This window comes from Arthrobacter sp. 01T419 (assembly GCF_056398865.1).
Genome location: NZ_JBFTQF010000003.1, coordinates 25,649 through 43,483, shown reverse-complemented (window position 1 = coordinate 43,483; position 17,835 = coordinate 25,649). Strand labels below are relative to the sequence as shown.

The following is a 17,835-nucleotide window of genomic DNA, read 5'->3' as shown; positions in this document are numbered from 1 at the left end:
GCCTGAACCTGCCCTTCTTTAGCCGCCCCGACGGACAAAACGCACCGCTCGCCTTCGCACACCGCGGGTTTTCGCCGGACGGACTCGAGAACTCGGCGGCGGCCTTCAGTGCCGCGCTTGGGCTTGGCTTCACGCATCTTGAAACCGATGCCCGCACCACTGCTGATGGCGTGGTTCTCCTTTTCCACGACGAGACTCTGGACCGCGTCACGGACAGCCACGGCCAGATCTCCAGCCTCAGCGCGGCTGAGGTTGCCAAGGCCCGGATTGGCGGCCGCGAAGCAATTCCCCTCTTGGCAGACATCCTGGCCGCATTCCCCGAGACGCGGCTGAACGTCGACGTCAAGGATTGGCATACCGTCAAGGCCCTCGCCGGAGTCATTGAACGGCTCGACGCGCATGATCGGGTGTTGATCGCGAGTTTTTCCGATCGCCGGCGTCGCGCAGTCCTGCGGTTGCTCCGCCGTCGAACGGCATCTTCGGCGGGCATCGTGTGCAACGCCGCCTTTACCCTTCTGGGACCGCTTGTTCCGGAAGGATGGCTACGGAAGATCCTGCACGACGTCGATGCCCTCCAGGTACCCGTCCGCTACGGCCCACTGACGGTAGTGACGTCCGGTTTCCTGCGGCGGGCGCATCGGCTTGGGTTGCAGGTCCACGTCTGGACGGTCAACGACCCGGCAGAGATGGCCAGGCTGCTGGATATGGGTGTGGACGGGATCGTCACCGACCGTGCGGACCGTCTGAAGTCGGTGTTGCAGGACCGCGGGGGATGGTGGTGAGCGCCCGGGCCCGGGCCTCCAGGAAAGCCCGCTCGGCGTCGTTCCCGGTGCGCTCTTGCGCAGCGCGGTAGGCGGCAATAGCTTCGTCGTTGCGGCCGAGCCGGCGGAGCAGGTCCGCCCTCACGGCGTGGATCAAATAGTAGTTCCCTAGTTCAAGGAGTTCGACGGCGGCGAGACCCGCGGCGGGTCCTTCCACCTCCGCGAGGGCAATTGCCCGGTTCAAGGCAACCACTGGCGTCGGCACCAAGGCCAGGAGTTGCCCGTAAAGCGCCAGGATTTGCCGCCAATCGGTGTCGGCGGGCTTTGAAGCGCCGCTGTGCACGGCATTGATGGCTGCCTGTAATTGGTAAGGACCTGGCTGGTTCCGCTTCAAGCACTGCCGCACCAACAGTTGCCCTTCGGCAATGAGATCTTTGTTCCAGAGGCTGCGGTCCTGATCCGCGAGCAGCACTAGGCCGCCGTCGGGAGTTGTCCGGGCGGCACGGCGGGAATCGAGGAGAATCATGAGGGCCAAGAGCCCCTTGGCCTCGGGCTCGTCAGGCATGAGTTCCATGATGAGCCGGCCGAGGCGTATAGCCTCGCGGCAGAGGTCTTCGCGCACCAGCCCGGCCCCTGAACTCGCGGCGTAGCCCTCGTTGAAGACCAGGTAGACCACGGCGAGCACCGATTTCAACCGCTCCGGCAGCTCGGCCCCGCTCGGCACACGGTAGGGGATGTGGGCGTCGCGGATCTTTCCTTTCGCCCGCACAAGGCGCTGGGCCATAGTTGGCTCGGGGACCAGGAAAGCGTGGGCGATTTCGGCGGTGCTGAGCCCACCCAGGAGCTTGAGTGTCAGTGCCACTTGTGCGGCCCGGTTGAGGGCCGGGTGGCAGCACGTAAAGATCAGCCGGAGCTGGTTGTCCTCCACTGTGTCCACCTCGATTGCTTCGGCTTGATCGCCATGCACCTCGCCGTGCAGATCGCCGTTCAGCAGGGCGGACTGGGCGAGTTTCTCCCGGCCGGTTGCCTCGCGGCGGAGCCGGTCGATGCCGCGGTTGCGGGCGGTGGTAATGATCCAGCCGGCGGGGCTTGGCGGCAGCCCGGCGTCGGGCCATCGGGCCACGGCCTCGGTGAAGGCGTCCTGGACCGCGTCTTCGGCGGCATCGATGCTGCCCAAAACGCGGACCAGGACGGCCACGGAGCGTCCATACTCTTCGCGGAATATTTGTCCGATCTCCGAAATATGGACCATGGGGAAACTATTCCCGGTAGCCCGCGAAGGGCCGGACTTCGATAGGCAAGGTGGTGGCTTGGGCGGCTTTGCGTCCCCACTCGAGCGCCACGTCCAGGTCCGGAGCCTCGATGACCCACAGCCCTCCCACGTGTTCCTTTGCCTCGGCGAAGGGCCCGTCCGTGGTGAGTACTTCGCCGTCGTTCACCCGCACCACTGTGGCGGCGCTGGCGGGGTGCAGGCCGCCCGTGAAAACCCAGGCGCCGGCGTCGCGCATTTCCTGGTTCAGGACGTCAAGATCGGCCATGACTTTGTTCAGGATTTCGGGTTCCGGAATGGGGCCGTCGGGCTGGTAGATGCTGAGCAGATAGCGTGACATGGCTGTTCCTCCTTGGGATGTGGCGCCGGCACCTTGCCTGCGTCTCACCCTCTATACGAACGGCGTGTGCTGTTTTCGACATCTCCACGCACTAATCTGCGAAAAGCTTAGCGCCGCTGGCAGGATGGAATCATGCGTATCCTGATTGCCCCGGACAAGTTCAAAGGTTCCCTCACCGCTGCCGAGGCTGCATCGGCCATGGCCGAGGGCGCATTGCGTGTCTATCCGGATGCCGTGGTGACGCAGTTTCCCATCGCCGACGGTGGCGAAGGAACACTGGAAGCGGCCGTGGCGGCAGGCTACGAGGAGCGGATCAACGCCGTCGTCGGCCCGATTCTCAAGCCGGTAGGTGCCGCATGGGCCATCCGGCAAAACGCCTTCGGCGGAGCCACCGCAGTGATTGAAACGGCGCAAGCGTCAGGGTTGGCGCACATGGAGCCGACACCGGAAAACGCCTTGCGCGCCCACAGCTATGGCTGCGGCCAACTCATCGCCGCGGCCCTCGACGCCGGAGCTACAGAGATTGTGCTCGGCCTGGGAGGCTCCGCAATGTCCGACGGCGGCAGCGGCGCCTTGCGCGCACTCGGGCTCAAGCCCCTGGATTCTGCAGGGAACGTGGTTCCGCTTGGTGGAGGCTCGCTCGCCGACGTCGTGTCCCTCGACGTCTCCGGGCTGGATCCGCGGCTGACCGCGGTACGGTTCCGGATCGCCGTCGACGTCCGGAACCCGCTCTTTGGCGACGACGGTGCAGCGCACGTTTTCGGTGCGCAGAAGGGGTCGGATGCAGATGCCGTGGAGCTGCTCGACGCCGGCCTGCGCAACTGGGCATCCCTGCTGCGGGAAGCGGGCGGACAGGACGTCAACGTCCCTGGCGCCGGGGCGGCTGGCGGATTCCCGGCGTCGTTCTTGGCCTTCACCCGGGCGACGCTTGAAGGCGGGTTCGCCCTCGTGGCGGGACTGACAGGGCTTCCCGAACAGCTCGAGGGCGCGGATCTGGTGATCACGGGGGAAGGCTCCATGGATTCGCAGTCGCTGACCGGCAAGGCACCCATCGCCTTGGCCGATTCGGCCCATGTGCAGGGCATTCCCGTCATTGTCGTAGCCGGCAGGATCTTGGTGACGCCCGAGGAACTCGCAGGCCACGGCGTGGTTGCCGCGGCCCAGTTACTCGATGTCGCCCAACGTCGCGATGGGGTGCCCGACGCGGCAGATGCCGTCGCGAACGCCGCCAAGTACCTCGCGTGGGCAACGAGCCAAGTACTGGAAGGCGTCTAGCCCCCGTCCGCGGAGGGACATGCCCCCCGTTGGCTGCGGGGAATGGACATAGTGTGAATATGTCCAATGCTCAAAGCCAAGAGGGGGCATGCTCAGTGTTGGATTGCGGGGTTACTCGGCGTCGCCACCGGGCAGATAATGAATGTACAAGTATGGCTCTGACTTCTGCCATGCACCTACGATGCGACGACCCCGCCCGGGACGCCGTCACCGCCTGCCGGGCTGGCAGCCGGCCAGCACGGCAAATCGAATCGAGGAGCACACCATGTCCACCTTGAAGGAGCGGCTGCACGCAGACGTCGTCAGCCATATGAAGGATGGCAACCGCGTCGCCCTGAACGCCACGCGCAACGTCCTGAGCGAGATTGACACCCGTGAGAAGGCCGGACAGGCGCCGATCCATTTGGACGACGCCCAAATCACGGCCATGTTGCAGAAGGAGGCCGCGGAGTATCACGAGGTCGCCCGCCTTTACGAGGAGGCCGGAGAGTCCGAGCGTGCCGCCACGGAGATCGCGGATGCCGAGGTAATCGAAGCCTATCTCCCGGAACCACTGACTTCCGAGGAAGTCGAGTCCATTGTTGACCGGACCATCGCTTCGCTCAAGGCCAACGGCGTGGAGTTGAGCCTGATGCACATGGGCTATGTCATGAAGCCGGTCACCGAAAGGGTCGCCGGCCGCTTCGACGGCAAGGCGGTCAGTGAGATCGTCCGCAGGCGCCTGTCTTAGCTAGGTGTGTTCGGCGGGGAGGGTACTCTCCCCGCCGAACACATGAATTTCCCAGGGACGGGACGCTACCGCTTCTTCCCGCTCCTCTTAGCCGCCGCATTCATCGCTGCCTTTGCCACTGGCGGCAGCCCCGCTGTCTCCATCTCCGGCTCGGCGACAGTCCCGCGCCAACGCGCCAAGCCCTTCATACCGTGGTAGACCACCAAAGCGGCGGCCGAACCCAGCGCGATGCCCGTGAACTTCAGCTCTCCGATGGTCCAGGTGTAGTCCGCGATTCCGATGATCAAAGCGACGGCGGCTGTGGTCAGGTTGATCGGGTTGGAGAAGTTGACCTTGTTCTGTACCCAGATCTTCACGCCCAGGACGCCGATCATGCCGTAGAGCATGGTCGCGGCGCCGCCCAGCACGCCGGCGGGGACGGTGGCAATCAGTTCGCCAAACTTGGGCGAGAAGCTCAGCAGGATGGCGAAGGCACCGGCAACCCAGTAGGCCGCCGTCGAATATACCTTTGTGGCTGCCATGACGCCGATGTTCTCGGCATACGTCGTGGTGCCGGAGCCGCCGCCGAATCCGGCGAGGACAGTCGCGACGCCGTCGGCCATCAACGCGCGGCCGGAGACGTCGTCGAGGTTTCGTCCGGTCATCGCGGCCACGGACTTCACGTGCCCCACGTTCTCAGCGACAAGGACCAGGACAACCGGTACGAATAAGCCAACGACGCCGAGGTGGAACTCGGGTGTTTGGAAGTGCGGGAGCCCGATCCACGACGCCGCGTCCATCTTGGAGTAGTCCACTTCGCCGCGCGTCATGGCGGTGAAGTAGCCAACCACGACGCCCACCAGGATGCTCAAACGGCCCAGAATGCCGCGGAAGAGGACGCTCACCAGGATGATCGTCACCAGCGTCACGAGGGCGGTGACCGGGGCCTTGTCGAAGTTCGCCTTTGCGGCCGGCGCCAAGTTCAGGCCGATCAGGGCGACGATTGCGCCCGTCACGATGGGCGGCATGGTCCGGTTGATCCACTCAGCGCCGAACTTCTGCACCACTGCGCCGACAAGCGCCAGTACGACGCCGGCGAGCACCACGCCGCCCAGCGCGCCGGGAACGCCGAACTGCTGTTGGGACGCCAGGATGGGGGCGATGAAGGCGAAGCTCGAGCCAAGGTAGCTGGGTACGCGGCCCTTGGTGATGACCAGGAACAATAGCGTGCCGATGCCGGAAAAGAGCAATGTGGTGGCCGGTGGCATGCCCGTGATGATGGGCACCAGGAAGGTGGCTCCGAACATCGCGACGACGTGCTGCATGCCGACGCCGATGGTCAACGGCCACGCCAGCCGCTCCTCGGGTGCCACCACGTGTCCCGGCCGGATCGTCTTGCCGTTGCCATGCAGCTTCCATTTGGTTCCAAGCATGCTCATCTACGGGAGCCTTCCCTGAAAGTTGTGATTATCCGGGTGCAACCTTACCGCCCGGACGGCCTGCCGCTTCCGCTGTGTGGAACGTCACGTGGCTTCACGGGAAGAGGCGAGGGGAAGTTGAAGTTGCAACTTACGGAAAGCACAAGCGCCCGGCCGTCCAAGGCTGCGGGCACAGCGAAAGGTACGCGAATGACGATCGCCCACGAAGAAGCAGTGATTGACGCCGCAGCAGTCGACGCCATCTTTGCCGAAGCCCGCACAGCCAACTCCTTTGCCGGCGAGGTCTCCGAAGAACAGGCCCAGGCTATCTACGAACTGACCAAGTTCGGCCCGACGGCGTTCAACTCCCAGCCGCTGCGCGTCACCTACGTCCGTTCGGACGAAGCCCGCGCCAAGCTCGTCGAGACCCTTTCTCCGGGCAACAAGGCCAAGACCGCTTCTGCTCCATTGGTCGCAGTGCTTTCCTACGACACCGCTTGGCACGAGCAGTGGGACAAGTTCCTTCCGGTCTACTCCGCCCCGAAGGCCATGTACGACGCCAACCCCGAGTTCACCGCAACCACGGGCAACAACAACGCCCACCTGCAGGCTGGCTACTTCATCCTCGCCGTCCGCTCGCTCGGCTTCGCTGCCGGCCCCATGACCGGTGCCGACTTCGCTGCGATCGACGCCGAATTCTTCCCGGCCGGTGACCAGAAGAGCTTCCTCGTGGTCAACATCGGCCAGCCAGGTCCGGACGCTTTCGGCGATGCCAAGCCGAAGTTCGCCTACGAAGACGTCGTCCGCACCGTCTAACGCTCGCTCACCTTTGACGTCCTTTTCGCCGACCGTCGCTCACGTCTTGTGAGCGACGGCCGGTGTTTAAGGCGGGATGTGTGATGGAGGGTTGCGCGGGACCGGTGGGAAACTTTCCTTATGCGGAACCTGATTCTGGTGGCATTCGTCGAAGCAGTGGCTGATGGGCTGGTCTTCCCGCGCAGTGACTGGCCGCTGCACATCACCCTGCTGAGGTTCGACGTCGAGCCCTCCGACGATGAGGACGTCGCCGCTCGTCTCAGCGAGCTTGTTTCAGCGCCCGCGATGGGCGCCCTCGGGGCGGAGCTTACGGTGGGGTCCGACGCCGGATTTGGCCACCAAGGTTCCATACCGGTCAGCTTGGTGGAACACCATCCCATTTTGCAGGGCTTGCACGAGGAACTGTTCGACGCCATGGAGAGCGTCGGAGGGCGCGCGGCAACTCCTCGCTACGTCCTGGACCACTACCGTCCGCACATTTCACATCACGACGGCAAGCGCCCCGAGCCGGGTGACGCCGTCGTGCTCGACCAGATCGCGCTGGTGGACATGGCGCCGGGAGGCAACCACACGATCCGCCGGATCCTGAAACTGTGGCGCCTCCCGGCAGAGTCCGAGTAAGGGGTCCGGGGAGGCTAGGAAATCACGCCGTCCACGAGTGCCTTGGCCTCTTCCTGGACCTGCTTGAGGTGCTCGACGCCCTTGAAGGACTCGGCGTAGATCTTGTACACGTCCTCCGTTCCGGACGGACGGGCCGCGAACCAGGCGTTCTCGGTGACCACCTTGAGGCCGCCGATTGATGCACCGTTGCCCGGAGCCTCGGTCAGCTTGGCGGTGATTTCCTCGCCCGCCAGCGTGGTGGCGGTGACGTCCGACGACGAGAGCTTGCCGAGCGCGGCCTTCTGCTCACGCGTGGCGGCGGCGTCGATCCTGGCGTAGACGGGCGAGCCGAACTGGTCCGTAAGGCCCTTGTATAGCTGCGATGGCGACTTGCCCGTGACTGCCGTGATCTCGGATGCCAACAGCGCCAGCAGGATGCCGTCCTTGTCAGTGGTCCAGACGCTTCCGTCGCGCTTGTTGAACGAGGCACCAGCAGACTCTTCGCCGCCGAAGGCGCCCTCGCCGGAGAGAAGGCCCGGCACGAACCACTTGAAACCCACCGGAACTTCCACGAGCTTCCGGCCCAGCCCTGCGGCCACGCGGTCAATGATGGAAGAGGACACGAGGGTCTTGCCGACCACCGAGTCCGGGTTCCAGCCGGTGCGGTTGCGGTACAGGTAGTCGATCGCGACGGCGAGGTAATGGTTCGGGTTCATCAACCCGCCGTCGGGGGTCACGATGCCGTGACGGTCGGCGTCGGCGTCGTTTCCTGTAGCGATATCGTAGGCGCTGCCCGTGCCTGCGTCAGACATTCGGTTGATCAGCGAAGCCATGGCCGACGGCGAGGAGCAGTCCATGCGGATCTTCTCGTCCCAGTCGAGGGTCATGAATGCCCACTGTGGGTCAACGGTGGGGTTCACCACGGTGAGGTCCAGCTGGTGACGCTCGCCGATTTCACCCCAGTAGTCCACGGATGCGCCACCCATGGGGTCTGCGCCGATGCGGACGCCGGCCTGGCGGATCGCGTCGAGGTCCAGGACGGCTGGGAGATCGTCCACGTAGCTGCTGAGGAAATCGAACTTGCCGGTGCCCTCCGCCTTGAGCGCATCGTTCAAGGGAATCCGCTTGACGCCGCGCAGGCCGTTTTCCAGGAGTTCGTTGGCGCGGTTGGCTATCCAGCCGGTGGCATCGGTGTCGGCAGGGCCGCCATGCGGGGGGTTGTATTTGAAACCACCGTCGGCTGGGGGGTTATGGCTCGGGGTGACCACGATGCCGTCCGCCTGGGGTTGCCCGGGGCCGGCCTCGTTGTTGTACTTGAGGATCGCGTGGCTGAGCGCCGGGGTGGGCGTGTAGCCGTGCCGCGCGTCGATCAGGACGTTGACCCCGTTGGCGGCGAGGACTTCAAGGGCGGAATTTTGCGCAGGTTCGCTCAGCCCGTGGGTGTCCTTGGCGAGGAAAAGCGGGCCGGTGATGCCCTGCCCTGCGCGGTATTCCACGATCGCCTGGGTGATGGCGAGGATATGCCCTTCGTTGAACGAGGCCTTCAGGCTGGAACCCCGGTGTCCGGAGGTCCCGAATGCAACGCGCTGGGCGGGATCGCTGAGATCCGGCGTCACGTCGTAGTACGCGTCAAGAAGGGCAGTGATGTCTACAAGGTCCTGGGGAAGGGCAACAGTGCCCGCACGGCTAGCCATTGACCCAGCATGCCAGACGGTCCAGTGCGCTTGAAGAGAAAACACACTATTGCGGTGCCTATGACATCGTATTTCCGCTCCACCAACGAAGATTCACTGCCCGTTTACCGGAGTGCGGCACGGGGTTGGCGAGTTGAGGCTCCGGGAGCTTATATGCGCCTTGGCTCGGCGGTAGGCTGTGCAGAAAGACTCACGAGGGGGATTTTCCATGACCGACCAGCCAGCTAAACCCGAGAACGCCCCCCAGGGTGATGAACCGCCCAAGGGCTACGAACCGCCGACGTATGTGCCGCCAGCACCCCAAGCCAGTGAAAACCCGTATGGCGAGCAGCCATTTGCCTCGCCGGCGGCTCCTGGCCCGTACGGTCAGCCCGAAACGCAGCCCCAGGCGCAGCAGCCGCAGGAACCGTATGGCCAGCACCAAGGCGGTCCGGCCCAGTTCGGTCAGCCCGCTTACGGACAGCAACCGGCTTATGGCCAGCCCGCTTCGCCGTACGGGCAGCCTTCCCAAGGACAGCCTGCTTACGGGCAGCCGCCCAGCCCCTATGGTCAGCCCGCTTACTATGGCATGCCTGCCGAGCCAAAGGGCCTGAGCATTGCCAGCATGTGCTGTGGCATCTCAGTCTTCATCGGTTTCGGCTTCTTCATGCTGCCGCAGATCGCGGCCGTGATCCTTGGGCACATGGCCCTCAAGAAGGAGCCGGCTGGCAAGGGCATGGCCATCGCGGGCCTCGTGATGGGATACCTCGGCATTGCGGGTGCGGTCATCTTCTGGGTCTTTATTGTGATCGTTGCCGCAACCGCTTCGCGCTACAACTACAACTACTAGAACGACGACGGCCGGTGCGCCCGGTGGGAATCCCGCCAAACACTCCGGCCGCCGTCGTTGTTTACGCCGACGTTGTTAAGGGACTAGCGGACGCCGGCCATCAACTTCTTGATAGCCGGCGAGCCGGCGGCCAGGGCCACCGCGATCACCACGGCCGTGCCACCGACGCCCAGGAAGTAGGGCAGCTCGTCAGCTGGGTTGTACAGTCCGGCCAGAATGCCCGCCAGCGTGGTCCCGAGGGACACTGAGAGGAAGAACAGGGCCACCATCTGCGTGTGGAACGCTTTGGGTGCCAGCTTGGTGCTCACGGACAGGCCGATGGGGGACAGGAACAGCTCCGCCAAGGTGAAGAGGAACAGGATTCCCACCAGCACCAGCAGAGGGGTCTTACCCGCGCCAGTCAGCGGGATGAAAGCCAGGAACGCCAAGCCCATGATGAAGAGTCCGGCGGCAAATTTGATGGGGGAACCCGGCTGCTTCGGGCCAAGTTTGGTCCACAGGGCAGCCATGACACCGGCGAAGACGATGATGAATACCGGGTTGATGGACTGAACCCAGGCGGCCGGCATTTCCCAGCCGAAGAGGTTGCGGTCCAGCTTTTCCTCCGAGTACACGGCAATGAACGTGAACTGCTGCTGGAAGAGCGCCCAGAATGCCGCCGAGGCGATGTACAGCGGAATGAACGCCGTAACCCGTTTGCGCTCGAGCGGCGTGACCTTCTTGCTTCTGAAGATCAGCGCGAAATAGAGAGCGGAGGCGGCGATCGCTGCGTAAGCCATGCTGCGGGCCAGGTTGCCCGGGTTCACCACGCCCGTGATGAGCAACACGGCGATCGCGACCGCGATGCCCAGGAAGATGAGCCCGTAGCGGCTCCGCTGTGCTGAAGGAAGGGGGTTCGGGACGCGGTGGGCTTCTTCCGGCAGTTTGTTGCGGCCCAGTGCGTAGATGCCGAGGCCGATCGCCATGCCGACTGCGGCTGCGCCGAAGCCCCAGTGGAAGCCGCTGCTTTCCTGCAGCCAGCCGGTGACGAGCGGGCCGATCAGCCCGCCGATGTTGATGCCCATGTAGAAGATGGAGAAGCCGGCGTCACGGCGTTCGTCCTTCTCCCCGTAGAGGGTGCCGACCAACGCCGTGGCGTTCGCTTTGAGGCCACCGGAGCCCACGCCCACGAGCACCAGGCCCGCCACCAGGCCCGGTATGCCCGGGAGAAGCGCAAGCGCGATGTGGCCGCCCATGATCATGATGGCGGAGCCGAACAATACCCGTTCGGAGCCGAAAATCCGGTCCGCTAACCAAGCGCCCAGGATCGTGGAGAGGTATACGCCTCCGCCGTACGCGCCAACCAGTCCGGCGGCGAGCGATTTGTCGATCGCGAGTCCGCCGTGGTCCGCGGTGAAGTACATGTAATACAGCAGGATGCCCTGCATTCCGTAGAAGGAGAAGCGCTCCCACATTTCCACGGAGAAGAGGCTGGCCAGCATCTTTGGGTGGCCGAAAAATGACGTGTCGCCCGTGATTTTGGCGGGCGCCGCCGTGTCTAGAGGTGTGGTCATTTATCCCATGCTGGCATCCATGTCACATAATGTCACATTTTTTAGATGCCTCGGGTAACTATTTGTCGGGGTTGAGTGCCCGTTGTTGCTGCCCCTCGAGCTGCGCTGCGAGTTGCAGGAGCAGGAGTTCGGATCTCGGCTTTCCAATGAGTTGGATGCCCATCGGAAGCCCCGTTCCTGGGGTTGGGCCGGTCCAATGCACGGGCAGGGTGATCGCCGGCAGCCCGCACACATTCACCATGGAGGACCAGGGCGCAAACTCGCATTGCTTGCGGTAGTCGTCGTCCGCGTCGCCAGGCCAGTCCGGGGCCGGCCACTGTTTTCCACTGAGGTCCTGCCCAGTGAACCAGCCCACGGGCCGTGGCGTCTGTGCCAGCGACGGCGTCAGCACGAGATCCCACTGCCCGTACTGGGCAACGGTGTCGTGGGTGAACTGCCGCAGGAAGCCGATGGCTTCGTTGACCTTTGCTGCGCTGCGTTGTTGCGCCCGACGCCGGAAGGTCCGGGTCAGCGGGGTCAGCAGCGCTTCGCGCTGCGGCAGGATGCGCGCGCTCCCGACGCCGGCGGTCCAGGCCGCGGTGAACGCTTCCGGATAGCGATTGTCGTAGCGGATCTCGGCGTCGAACACTGAATGGCCGGCGTCAGTCAGCAGCTCGACGCCCGTGTCGAGGGCATCCAAGGCTTCTTGCTCCGGCGTGAAGGGAAAGGTGGTGGACCATGGGCTGTCCAGGCTCACGCCGATGCGCAAGGCCGTCGGCGCTTCTCCGATGGCCGCAAGGTAGCCCCGTTCAGGCTGGTATTCGCGTGGCACCAGGGCGTCCATCATGAGCGCGGCATCCGCTGCGGAACGCGCCAAAGGTCCGGCAACTACCAAGTGAGCGGCGTCGCCAACGCTTTCGCCCGCCGGCACTAAGCCGCGACCCGGCTTCAACCCCAACAGTCCACATGCCGCGGCCGGAATACGTATGGAACCGCCGCCGTCGCTCCCGGGCGCGAAGGGAATCAAGCCGGCGGCAACTGCGGCAGCGCTGCCTCCTGACGATCCGCCGGAGCTGCGGCTCAATGCGTGCGGATTGCGCGACGGCGGTGCGATGCGGTTTTCGCTGTAGGCCGTCAGTCCGAATTCCGGAACTTGAGTCTTGCCCAGTGAGATGGCACCGGTGCCTTTGAGCGTGGCAGCGAGGGCTCCGTCCTCGGGCGCGGATTTGCGGTCCAGGGCTGCACTGCCGTGGGTGGTGGCGACTCCTGCCACATCGGTGAGGTCCTTGAATGCCAGCGGTACCCCGTGCAGGAGTGGAAGTTCTGCCCCTTCCCGCCGCTGGCGGACGTACGTTGCGTCGGCCGTTCGGGCGTCGAGCATGGCCTGGTCAGCCGTCACCGTGACAAAAGCTCCCAGCGCGTGGTTGTGCTTTGCGATCCTCGCAAGGAAATGTCCCGTGGCCTCAACTGCGGAGAGGTGTCCCGTGGCCAGGGCTTCGCGTAAGGCAACGGCGCCGAGTTCGTGGATGTCAGCCAAGGAAACGGGACTCCAAGCGCTCTTCAACGGCAAGGTCGCCGCCAGAATCTCCGGCCGCCGCGGTGACCCGATAAGCGGCCTTACCCCTGACTTCCGCAACCACGTCCACGAGTTCCGTGCCGCGGTAGACGAGCCCGACGCCGTCGTCGGTGCAGTGCGTTTCGCTCAGCACCCCTTCGGCAACAAGGCGATGGACCAGCGGCCGGCGGCCCAGCTCGGAGTCATAGTGGACGCCGTTGGCGTAGGGGAGGAAGGCGAGCCCATTGGTCACGGCACGCAGTTCGGGGCCGTAGGAATCGGTGGTGCCGCCCTGGAACCAACAAATCGAGCCCGCCGATACACCGGCCAGCACCACTCCCTCTTCCCAGACTCGCCTCAGAATGCCGTCCAGTCCGTGCGCACGCCACACAGCCAGCAGATTGACTACTGAACCGCCATTGACCCACACCACGTCCTGTTCCAAAAGGTACGCCTCGGGGTCGCTGTAATTGGGCATCGTGAACAGGTTCAAATGGCTGAAGTCGAAACCGGAAACCCGGGCGGCCTGGTCCAGTTCCGCAGCAAACCAACGCTGGTCGCCGGACGCCGTACCGATGTGCGCGACTCGCGGGGCGCGTCCGCTCACGCCGGAGAGTTCGACCGCGTGGTGCATCAGGAGATCGAACTCCATCCTGGTGCGATGACCTGACTTGTATCCGCCGGACGTGGCGAGGATGGTGGGCTCGCCAGTAGCCATGTGGCCTCCTGCCTCGTGTGGTCGCGGTCCCTGCAACGGTAGGCTGGATTGGAGATCTGAATCAACTGGAAGGAACCCACGTGAGCGATTTCGAGACCGTGCCTGTCGGCGATGTTCCGGCTGACGCGAAAATCCTGGATGTCCGGGAGGATTACGAATGGGTGGCAGGTCACGCTGAGGGCGCCCTTCACATTCCCCTTGACCAGATCCCGGCACGGCTTGACGAACTTGATCCGGACGATGACCTTTTTGTCATTTGCCGCACCGGCGGGCGCTCCTTCCGGGCTGTTCAGTGGCTCGTGGGGCAGGGGTATACGGCCACAAACATCGCCGGTGGCATGGACATGTGGTTCGAGTCCGGCCGCCCCATGGTTTCGGAGAACGGCCTCAAGCCGGTCGTCCTCTAGCCGCGACGCATAACACCTAAGGAATATTTGATGTCGGGTTCCGCGCTCACCTACACCTTCCTTGGCCCGGAAGGTACGTTCACCGAGGCTGCGCTCCTACAGGTCCCTGGCGCGGCCGAAGCCAACAGGGTGCCGTGCTCCAACGTGAACACGGCACTCGAGCGCGTCCGTCGGGGCGAGGCTGATGCGGCCATGGTGCCGATCGAGAACTCGGTAGAAGGTGGCGTTACCGCCACGCTGGATGCCATTGCCACCGGAACCGAACTTCGCATCATCCGCGAAGCCCTAGTGCCCATCACGTTCGTGCTGGTTGCCCGGCCTGGGGTGAAGATCGCGGACATCCACCGGGTGTCCACCCATGGTCACGCGTGGGCCCAGTGCAGATTGTGGGTCGATGATAATATCCCCAATGCGGAATACGTTCCGGGATCCTCGACGGCGGCTGCCGCTGTCGGGCTTCTCGAGGGTGACGCGCACTATGACGCGGCAATCTGCGCCCCTCTCGTCGCCGCCGAACGGCCTGGCCTGAACATCCTCGCCGAGAACATCGGGGATAACCCCGGCGCGGTCACCCGCTTCGTCCTGGTCAGCCGGCCCGGCGCTCTGACGGAACGGACGGGCTCGGACAAGACCACCGTCGTGGTGCCCCTCCCCGAAGACCGCCCTGGCGCCCTGATGGAAATCCTGGATCAGTTCGCCACCCGCGGCGTCAACCTCAGCAGGATCGAGTCCCGGCCCACCGGCCAGTATCTGGGACACTACTTTTTCAGCATTGACGCCGACGGCCACGCCTCCGACGCCCGGGTGGCCGATGCTTTGGCAGGCCTGCACCGGATCAGTCCGGCAACCCGCTTCCTGGGTTCCTACGCCCGGGCCGACGCACAGCAAACCTCGGTTGCTCCGCATACTTCTGACGCCGCATTCGCGGCCGCACATGCCTGGGTTCGCGGCATTCTGGGCGGAGAATCTGCTCCGCAAAGCGTTGGATAATTGACTCTTCAACCCCTATCGCGTGGCTAAAACTGTGCGTATGCTTGCTTGATCCACAATTGATGGACGCATGCCCCTAACGGAGGGAGCGGGCCATGTCGGGAAATAGCAATGACACCAGCGGCCAGGGAATGATCGTCAATCCGAAGCCCAAGGCGGACAACCAGGACTGGGACGGCGACGAAGCTGACCGGGCCGATCGCTTGCGCTTTGAGGAAGAGCAGGCCATGATCCGCGAGCAATCCGAAGCGCGCGCGGCCGCCAAAGCGTTGGCAGAACGCAAAGCAGCGGAAGCGGCGAAGAACGCCAAGTAGCGTCTCGCCAAATTGCAAACACGCCAGTTATTGCACGCGAACCAGAAGAGAACGCGGCTCCACTTTGACGGTGACCTCCGTGGCTTCACCTGAAGGATCACCGTCAAGCTGCGTGGCCATGGGTTCGTTGCTCCGGATGACCACCTTGCCCGAACGGTAGAAGTTCATGACCGGCAAGTTTCGGTTGTGCTTGAACAGGATCTTGGCGTACACAGCGAGCCAGCCGATGGCGCTGCGGGGGCTCATCACCACAACGTCGAGGACGCCGTCGTCGATCATGGCTTCGGGAATGAAATCGATGCCGCCCGGAATCAAGCCGCAATTGGCGAACAGAACGCTTCGGATCTTCCGGGACTGCTCGGGCTCGTCATCCATGGCGATGGTGACCTTCTTGCGCCGTCCGGGCAGGTGGCGGACGCCGGCCTCCGTGTAGGCCAGCCAGCCGACGGCCTTCTTGAGGTCGTCGTTGGTGTCGCCCACAACTTCGGCATCCAGGCCCATGCCCGCGATCACCAAGAAGGCATGTTCCGAGGTGGCTCCCGTCCGCTCATTGTGGATAGCCATGCGGGCGGTGTCGATGTAGCGCTGGTGGCCGAAGAGGGCGGTCTGGATGTTGCCCCGCAGGTCGTTGACGTCCAGGTTCACGTTGCGTGCCAGGAGGTTTCCGGTGCCCAGGGGAATCAGGCCCATCGCGACGTCGGTGTGAGCGAGGGTCTCTGCCACGACGCGAACGGTGCCGTCTCCGCCGCCCACCAGCACGACGTCGGGCCCGTAGGCCAGCGCCGCCTTGGCCTGCGAATGGCCGGGGTCCTCAGCAGTCGTATCGAAGAAGCGGGGTTCGTCCCAGCCGGCAAGATGACAGGCTTCCCGGATGATCCTCCTGGCGTCTTCGGCCTTGCCCTTGACGGGATTGAGGATGACGGCGACCCTCTGTAAACCGGGATCGGGCTTGTGTGCGTCTTCGCGGACGGCGCTGCGGGTGTGCCTGGCCCTGAGCCGGCGCACACCCCACCAACTGGAGACGGCGAAGACCACGCCCCCAGCGAGAATCACGTATAGGATCCAATCGCTCATGGTACTTCAACCCTATCCCGCCGGGGGGTGCAGCAGCGCATGCAGCAGCGGGTGCCTGCCGCCGTCGGACGCTGGCCACGGAGCTGTGCCCTCATTCGATACTCTTGTCTGGTGATCGACGTAAAAGACCTCAGCGAAAACCCGGACAAGTTCCGTGCCAGCCAGCGCGCCCGCGGCGCCGACGAGTCCGTGGTGGACGCGATCATTTCCGCCGATGCAGACCGCCGCGCAGCCCTGATCCGCTACGAGAACCTCCGTGCGGAGCAGAACGTCTTCGGCAAGAAGGTGGCACAGGCCAAGGGCGAGGAAAAGCAGGCGCTGCTGGCCGAAGTCAAGGAACTCGCCAATGCGGTCAAGGCTGCCTCTGCTGAAGCGGACGCCGCCCAGGCCAAGCAGGAAGAGCTGCTCCGTGTCATCCCGAACCTGATCGTAGACGGCGTGCCAGAGGGCGGCGAGGACGATTTCGTGGTGGTCAAGACCGTCGGGACACCACGCGAATTCCCGGACTTCGAGCCGAAGGACCACCTGGAGATCGGCGAGCTCATTGGCGCGATCGACATGGAACGCGGCGCCAAGGTATCCGGTGCGCGCTTCTACTTCCTCCGCGGCGTGGGTGCGCGCCTGGAGATGGCGCTGTTGCAAATGGCCATGGACCAAGCCATCGAGGCCGGCTTCGTGCCCATGATCACTCCCACTTTGGTGCGTCCTGAGACGATGCAGGGCACCGGTTTCGACGTAAAGCACGACGCCGAGATCTACCGTCTCGCTGAAGACGACCTTTACCTCGTGGGAACCTCGGAAGTGGCCCTCGCCGGCTACCACGCGGACGAGATCCTTGACCTTTCCGCCGGCCCCATTCGCTACGCAGGGCAAAGCTCCTGCTACCGCCGCGAAGCAGGTTCGCACGGCAAGGACACCCGTGGCATCATCCGTGTCCACCAGTTCAACAAGGTGGAGATGTTCATCTACACCACGGTTGAGGAAGCCGCTGCCGAGCACGAGCGCCTCCTGGCCTGGGAAGAGGAAATGCTGGCCAAGGTCGAGATCCCGTACCGCGTGATCGACACCGCTGCCGGCGACCTCGGCATGTCCGCTGCTCGCAAGTTCGACTGCGAAGCCTGGGTCCCCACCCAGAATGCGTACCGCGAGCTCACGTCCACGTCCAACTGCACCACCTTCCAGGCCCGTCGCCTCAACATCCGTGAGCGCGCGGTCAACGAGGACGGCGTTGCGAAGGGCACCCGAGCCGTCGCCACCCTGAACGGCACCCTGGCCACCACCCGCTGGATTGTGGCCATCCTGGAGCACCACCAGAACCCAGACGGCTCGGTCAACGTCCCCAAGGCCCTCCAGAAGTACCTCGGCGGCCTCGAGGTCTTGCCGGTCCTGTAACGAGTCCGTCGGGCGAAGCTTCTTGTCCACCGCTAGCGGCTGATTCACCATCGCGTCCGCTTCGAGGCGTCCGCATCGCGATTCCGGGGCTTGTTTCCGATTCGGCTGCTTGAGGTGCCATCGTGGGAAACAAGCCTCGGA

18 protein-coding genes are annotated in these 17,835 nt (G+C 64.3%); 10 read left to right on the top strand and 8 right to left on the bottom strand.

What is annotated here, in order from left to right:
• The first annotated feature begins 2 nt into the window (after window positions 1-2).
• Window positions 3-782, top strand: coding sequence for a glycerophosphodiester phosphodiesterase family protein (locus tag AC1DLO_RS06165; RefSeq protein WP_476889073.1), 780 nt, complete (start codon window positions 3-5; stop codon window positions 780-782).
• On the opposite strand, the gene AC1DLO_RS06160 is transcribed toward AC1DLO_RS06165, so the two are convergent.
• Both AC1DLO_RS06160 and AC1DLO_RS06155 read right to left on the bottom strand, forming a co-directional pair.
• Entirely contained in the window at window positions 724-2,013 is a 1,290-nt protein-coding gene (locus tag AC1DLO_RS06160) for an RNA polymerase sigma factor (RefSeq protein WP_476888810.1), read from the bottom strand. The genes AC1DLO_RS06165 and AC1DLO_RS06160 overlap by 59 nt on opposite strands.
• A 7-nt stretch (window positions 2,014-2,020) precedes the next feature.
• Window positions 2,021-2,371, bottom strand: coding sequence for a YciI family protein (locus tag AC1DLO_RS06155; RefSeq protein ID WP_476888809.1), 351 nt, complete (start codon window positions 2,369-2,371; stop codon window positions 2,021-2,023).
• Between the two features lie 132 nt (window positions 2,372-2,503).
• Between AC1DLO_RS06155 and AC1DLO_RS06150 the strand changes: the two genes are divergently transcribed.
• Together AC1DLO_RS06150 and AC1DLO_RS06145 are read left to right on the top strand one after the other, a co-directional pair.
• A complete protein-coding gene (locus AC1DLO_RS06150; protein WP_476888808.1) occupies window positions 2,504-3,646 on the top strand; it encodes a glycerate kinase in 1,143 nt (380 codons plus the stop codon).
• 265 nt (window positions 3,647-3,911) lie between these two features.
• On the top strand, window positions 3,912-4,376 hold the full coding sequence (locus AC1DLO_RS06145; protein WP_476888807.1) for a GatB/YqeY domain-containing protein: 465 nt from the start codon (window positions 3,912-3,914) through the stop codon (window positions 4,374-4,376).
• A gap of 65 nt (window positions 4,377-4,441) precedes the next feature.
• Here the strand turns inward: AC1DLO_RS06145 and AC1DLO_RS06140 are convergent, their stop codons facing one another.
• A complete protein-coding gene (locus tag AC1DLO_RS06140; protein WP_476888806.1) occupies window positions 4,442-5,794 on the bottom strand; it encodes a uracil-xanthine permease family protein in 1,353 nt (450 codons plus the stop codon).
• A gap of 189 nt (window positions 5,795-5,983) precedes the next feature.
• Here AC1DLO_RS06140 and AC1DLO_RS06135 point away from each other — a divergent pair, with 189 nt between their 5' ends.
• Window positions 5,984-6,589 carry a malonic semialdehyde reductase gene (locus AC1DLO_RS06135; RefSeq protein ID WP_476888805.1) on the top strand — a complete coding sequence of 202 codons (606 nt, stop codon included), beginning with the start codon at window positions 5,984-5,986 and terminating at the stop codon, window positions 6,587-6,589.
• A gap of 120 nt (window positions 6,590-6,709) precedes the next feature.
• On the top strand, window positions 6,710-7,210 hold the full coding sequence (locus AC1DLO_RS06130) for a 2'-5' RNA ligase family protein (RefSeq protein WP_476888804.1): 501 nt from the start codon (window positions 6,710-6,712) through the stop codon (window positions 7,208-7,210).
• Window positions 7,211-7,224: 14 nt separating this feature from the next.
• On the opposite strand, the gene pgm is transcribed toward AC1DLO_RS06130, so the two are convergent.
• The gene (pgm, locus tag AC1DLO_RS06125) at window positions 7,225-8,883 is read right to left on the bottom strand and encodes a phosphoglucomutase (alpha-D-glucose-1,6-bisphosphate-dependent) (protein WP_476888803.1); all 1,659 of its coding nucleotides are present in this window, start codon (window positions 8,881-8,883) and stop codon (window positions 7,225-7,227) included.
• A 208-nt stretch (window positions 8,884-9,091) separates the two neighbouring features.
• Between pgm and AC1DLO_RS06120 the strand changes: the two genes are divergently transcribed.
• Window positions 9,092-9,712, top strand: coding sequence for a DUF4190 domain-containing protein (locus tag AC1DLO_RS06120; protein ID WP_476888802.1), 621 nt, complete (start codon window positions 9,092-9,094; stop codon window positions 9,710-9,712).
• An 83-nt stretch (window positions 9,713-9,795) separates the two neighbouring features.
• Here the strand turns inward: AC1DLO_RS06120 and AC1DLO_RS06115 are convergent, their stop codons facing one another.
• From AC1DLO_RS06115 to AC1DLO_RS06105, 3 genes are read right to left on the bottom strand one after another with little or no spacing between them, the layout of a single operon-like run.
• Window positions 9,796-11,265: a peptide MFS transporter gene (locus AC1DLO_RS06115; protein WP_476888801.1), complete on the bottom strand. Its 1,470-nt coding sequence runs from the start codon at window positions 11,263-11,265 to the stop codon at window positions 9,796-9,798.
• Window positions 11,266-11,323: 58 nt separating this feature from the next.
• Window positions 11,324-12,781 carry an amidase gene (locus tag AC1DLO_RS06110; RefSeq protein WP_476888800.1) on the bottom strand — a complete coding sequence of 486 codons (1,458 nt, stop codon included), beginning with the start codon at window positions 12,779-12,781 and terminating at the stop codon, window positions 11,324-11,326.
• Complete coding sequence (locus AC1DLO_RS06105; RefSeq protein ID WP_476888799.1) at window positions 12,774-13,517, bottom strand: Type 1 glutamine amidotransferase-like domain-containing protein; 744 nt, start codon at window positions 13,515-13,517, stop codon at window positions 12,774-12,776. Before AC1DLO_RS06105 ends, AC1DLO_RS06110 begins: the two co-directional genes overlap by 8 nt.
• 80 nt (window positions 13,518-13,597) lie before the next feature.
• Between AC1DLO_RS06105 and AC1DLO_RS06100 the strand changes: the two genes are divergently transcribed.
• The 3 genes from AC1DLO_RS06100 (at window position 13,598) to AC1DLO_RS06090 (ending at window position 15,228) form a co-directional block, all read left to right on the top strand.
• Window positions 13,598-13,924 carry a rhodanese-like domain-containing protein gene (locus tag AC1DLO_RS06100; protein WP_476888798.1) on the top strand — a complete coding sequence of 109 codons (327 nt, stop codon included), beginning with the start codon at window positions 13,598-13,600 and terminating at the stop codon, window positions 13,922-13,924.
• 30 nt (window positions 13,925-13,954) lie between these two features.
• Window positions 13,955-14,914, top strand: coding sequence for a prephenate dehydratase (gene pheA / locus AC1DLO_RS06095; protein ID WP_476888797.1), 960 nt, complete (start codon window positions 13,955-13,957; stop codon window positions 14,912-14,914).
• A 95-nt stretch (window positions 14,915-15,009) separates the two neighbouring features.
• Complete coding sequence (locus AC1DLO_RS06090) at window positions 15,010-15,228, top strand: hypothetical protein (RefSeq protein ID WP_184741211.1); 219 nt, start codon at window positions 15,010-15,012, stop codon at window positions 15,226-15,228.
• Window positions 15,229-15,255: 27 nt separating this feature from the next.
• Here the strand turns inward: AC1DLO_RS06090 and AC1DLO_RS06085 are convergent, their stop codons facing one another.
• The gene (locus AC1DLO_RS06085; RefSeq protein WP_476888796.1) at window positions 15,256-16,302 is read right to left on the bottom strand and encodes a diacylglycerol/lipid kinase family protein; all 1,047 of its coding nucleotides are present in this window, start codon (window positions 16,300-16,302) and stop codon (window positions 15,256-15,258) included.
• Window positions 16,303-16,413: 111 nt separating this feature from the next.
• On the opposite strand from AC1DLO_RS06085, the gene serS reads away from it, so the two are divergent.
• Window positions 16,414-17,694 (top strand): serine--tRNA ligase, encoded by a 1,281-nt coding sequence (serS, locus tag AC1DLO_RS06080; protein WP_184741209.1) that lies wholly within the window; start codon window positions 16,414-16,416, stop codon window positions 17,692-17,694.
• Window positions 17,695-17,835 lie beyond the last annotated feature (141 nt).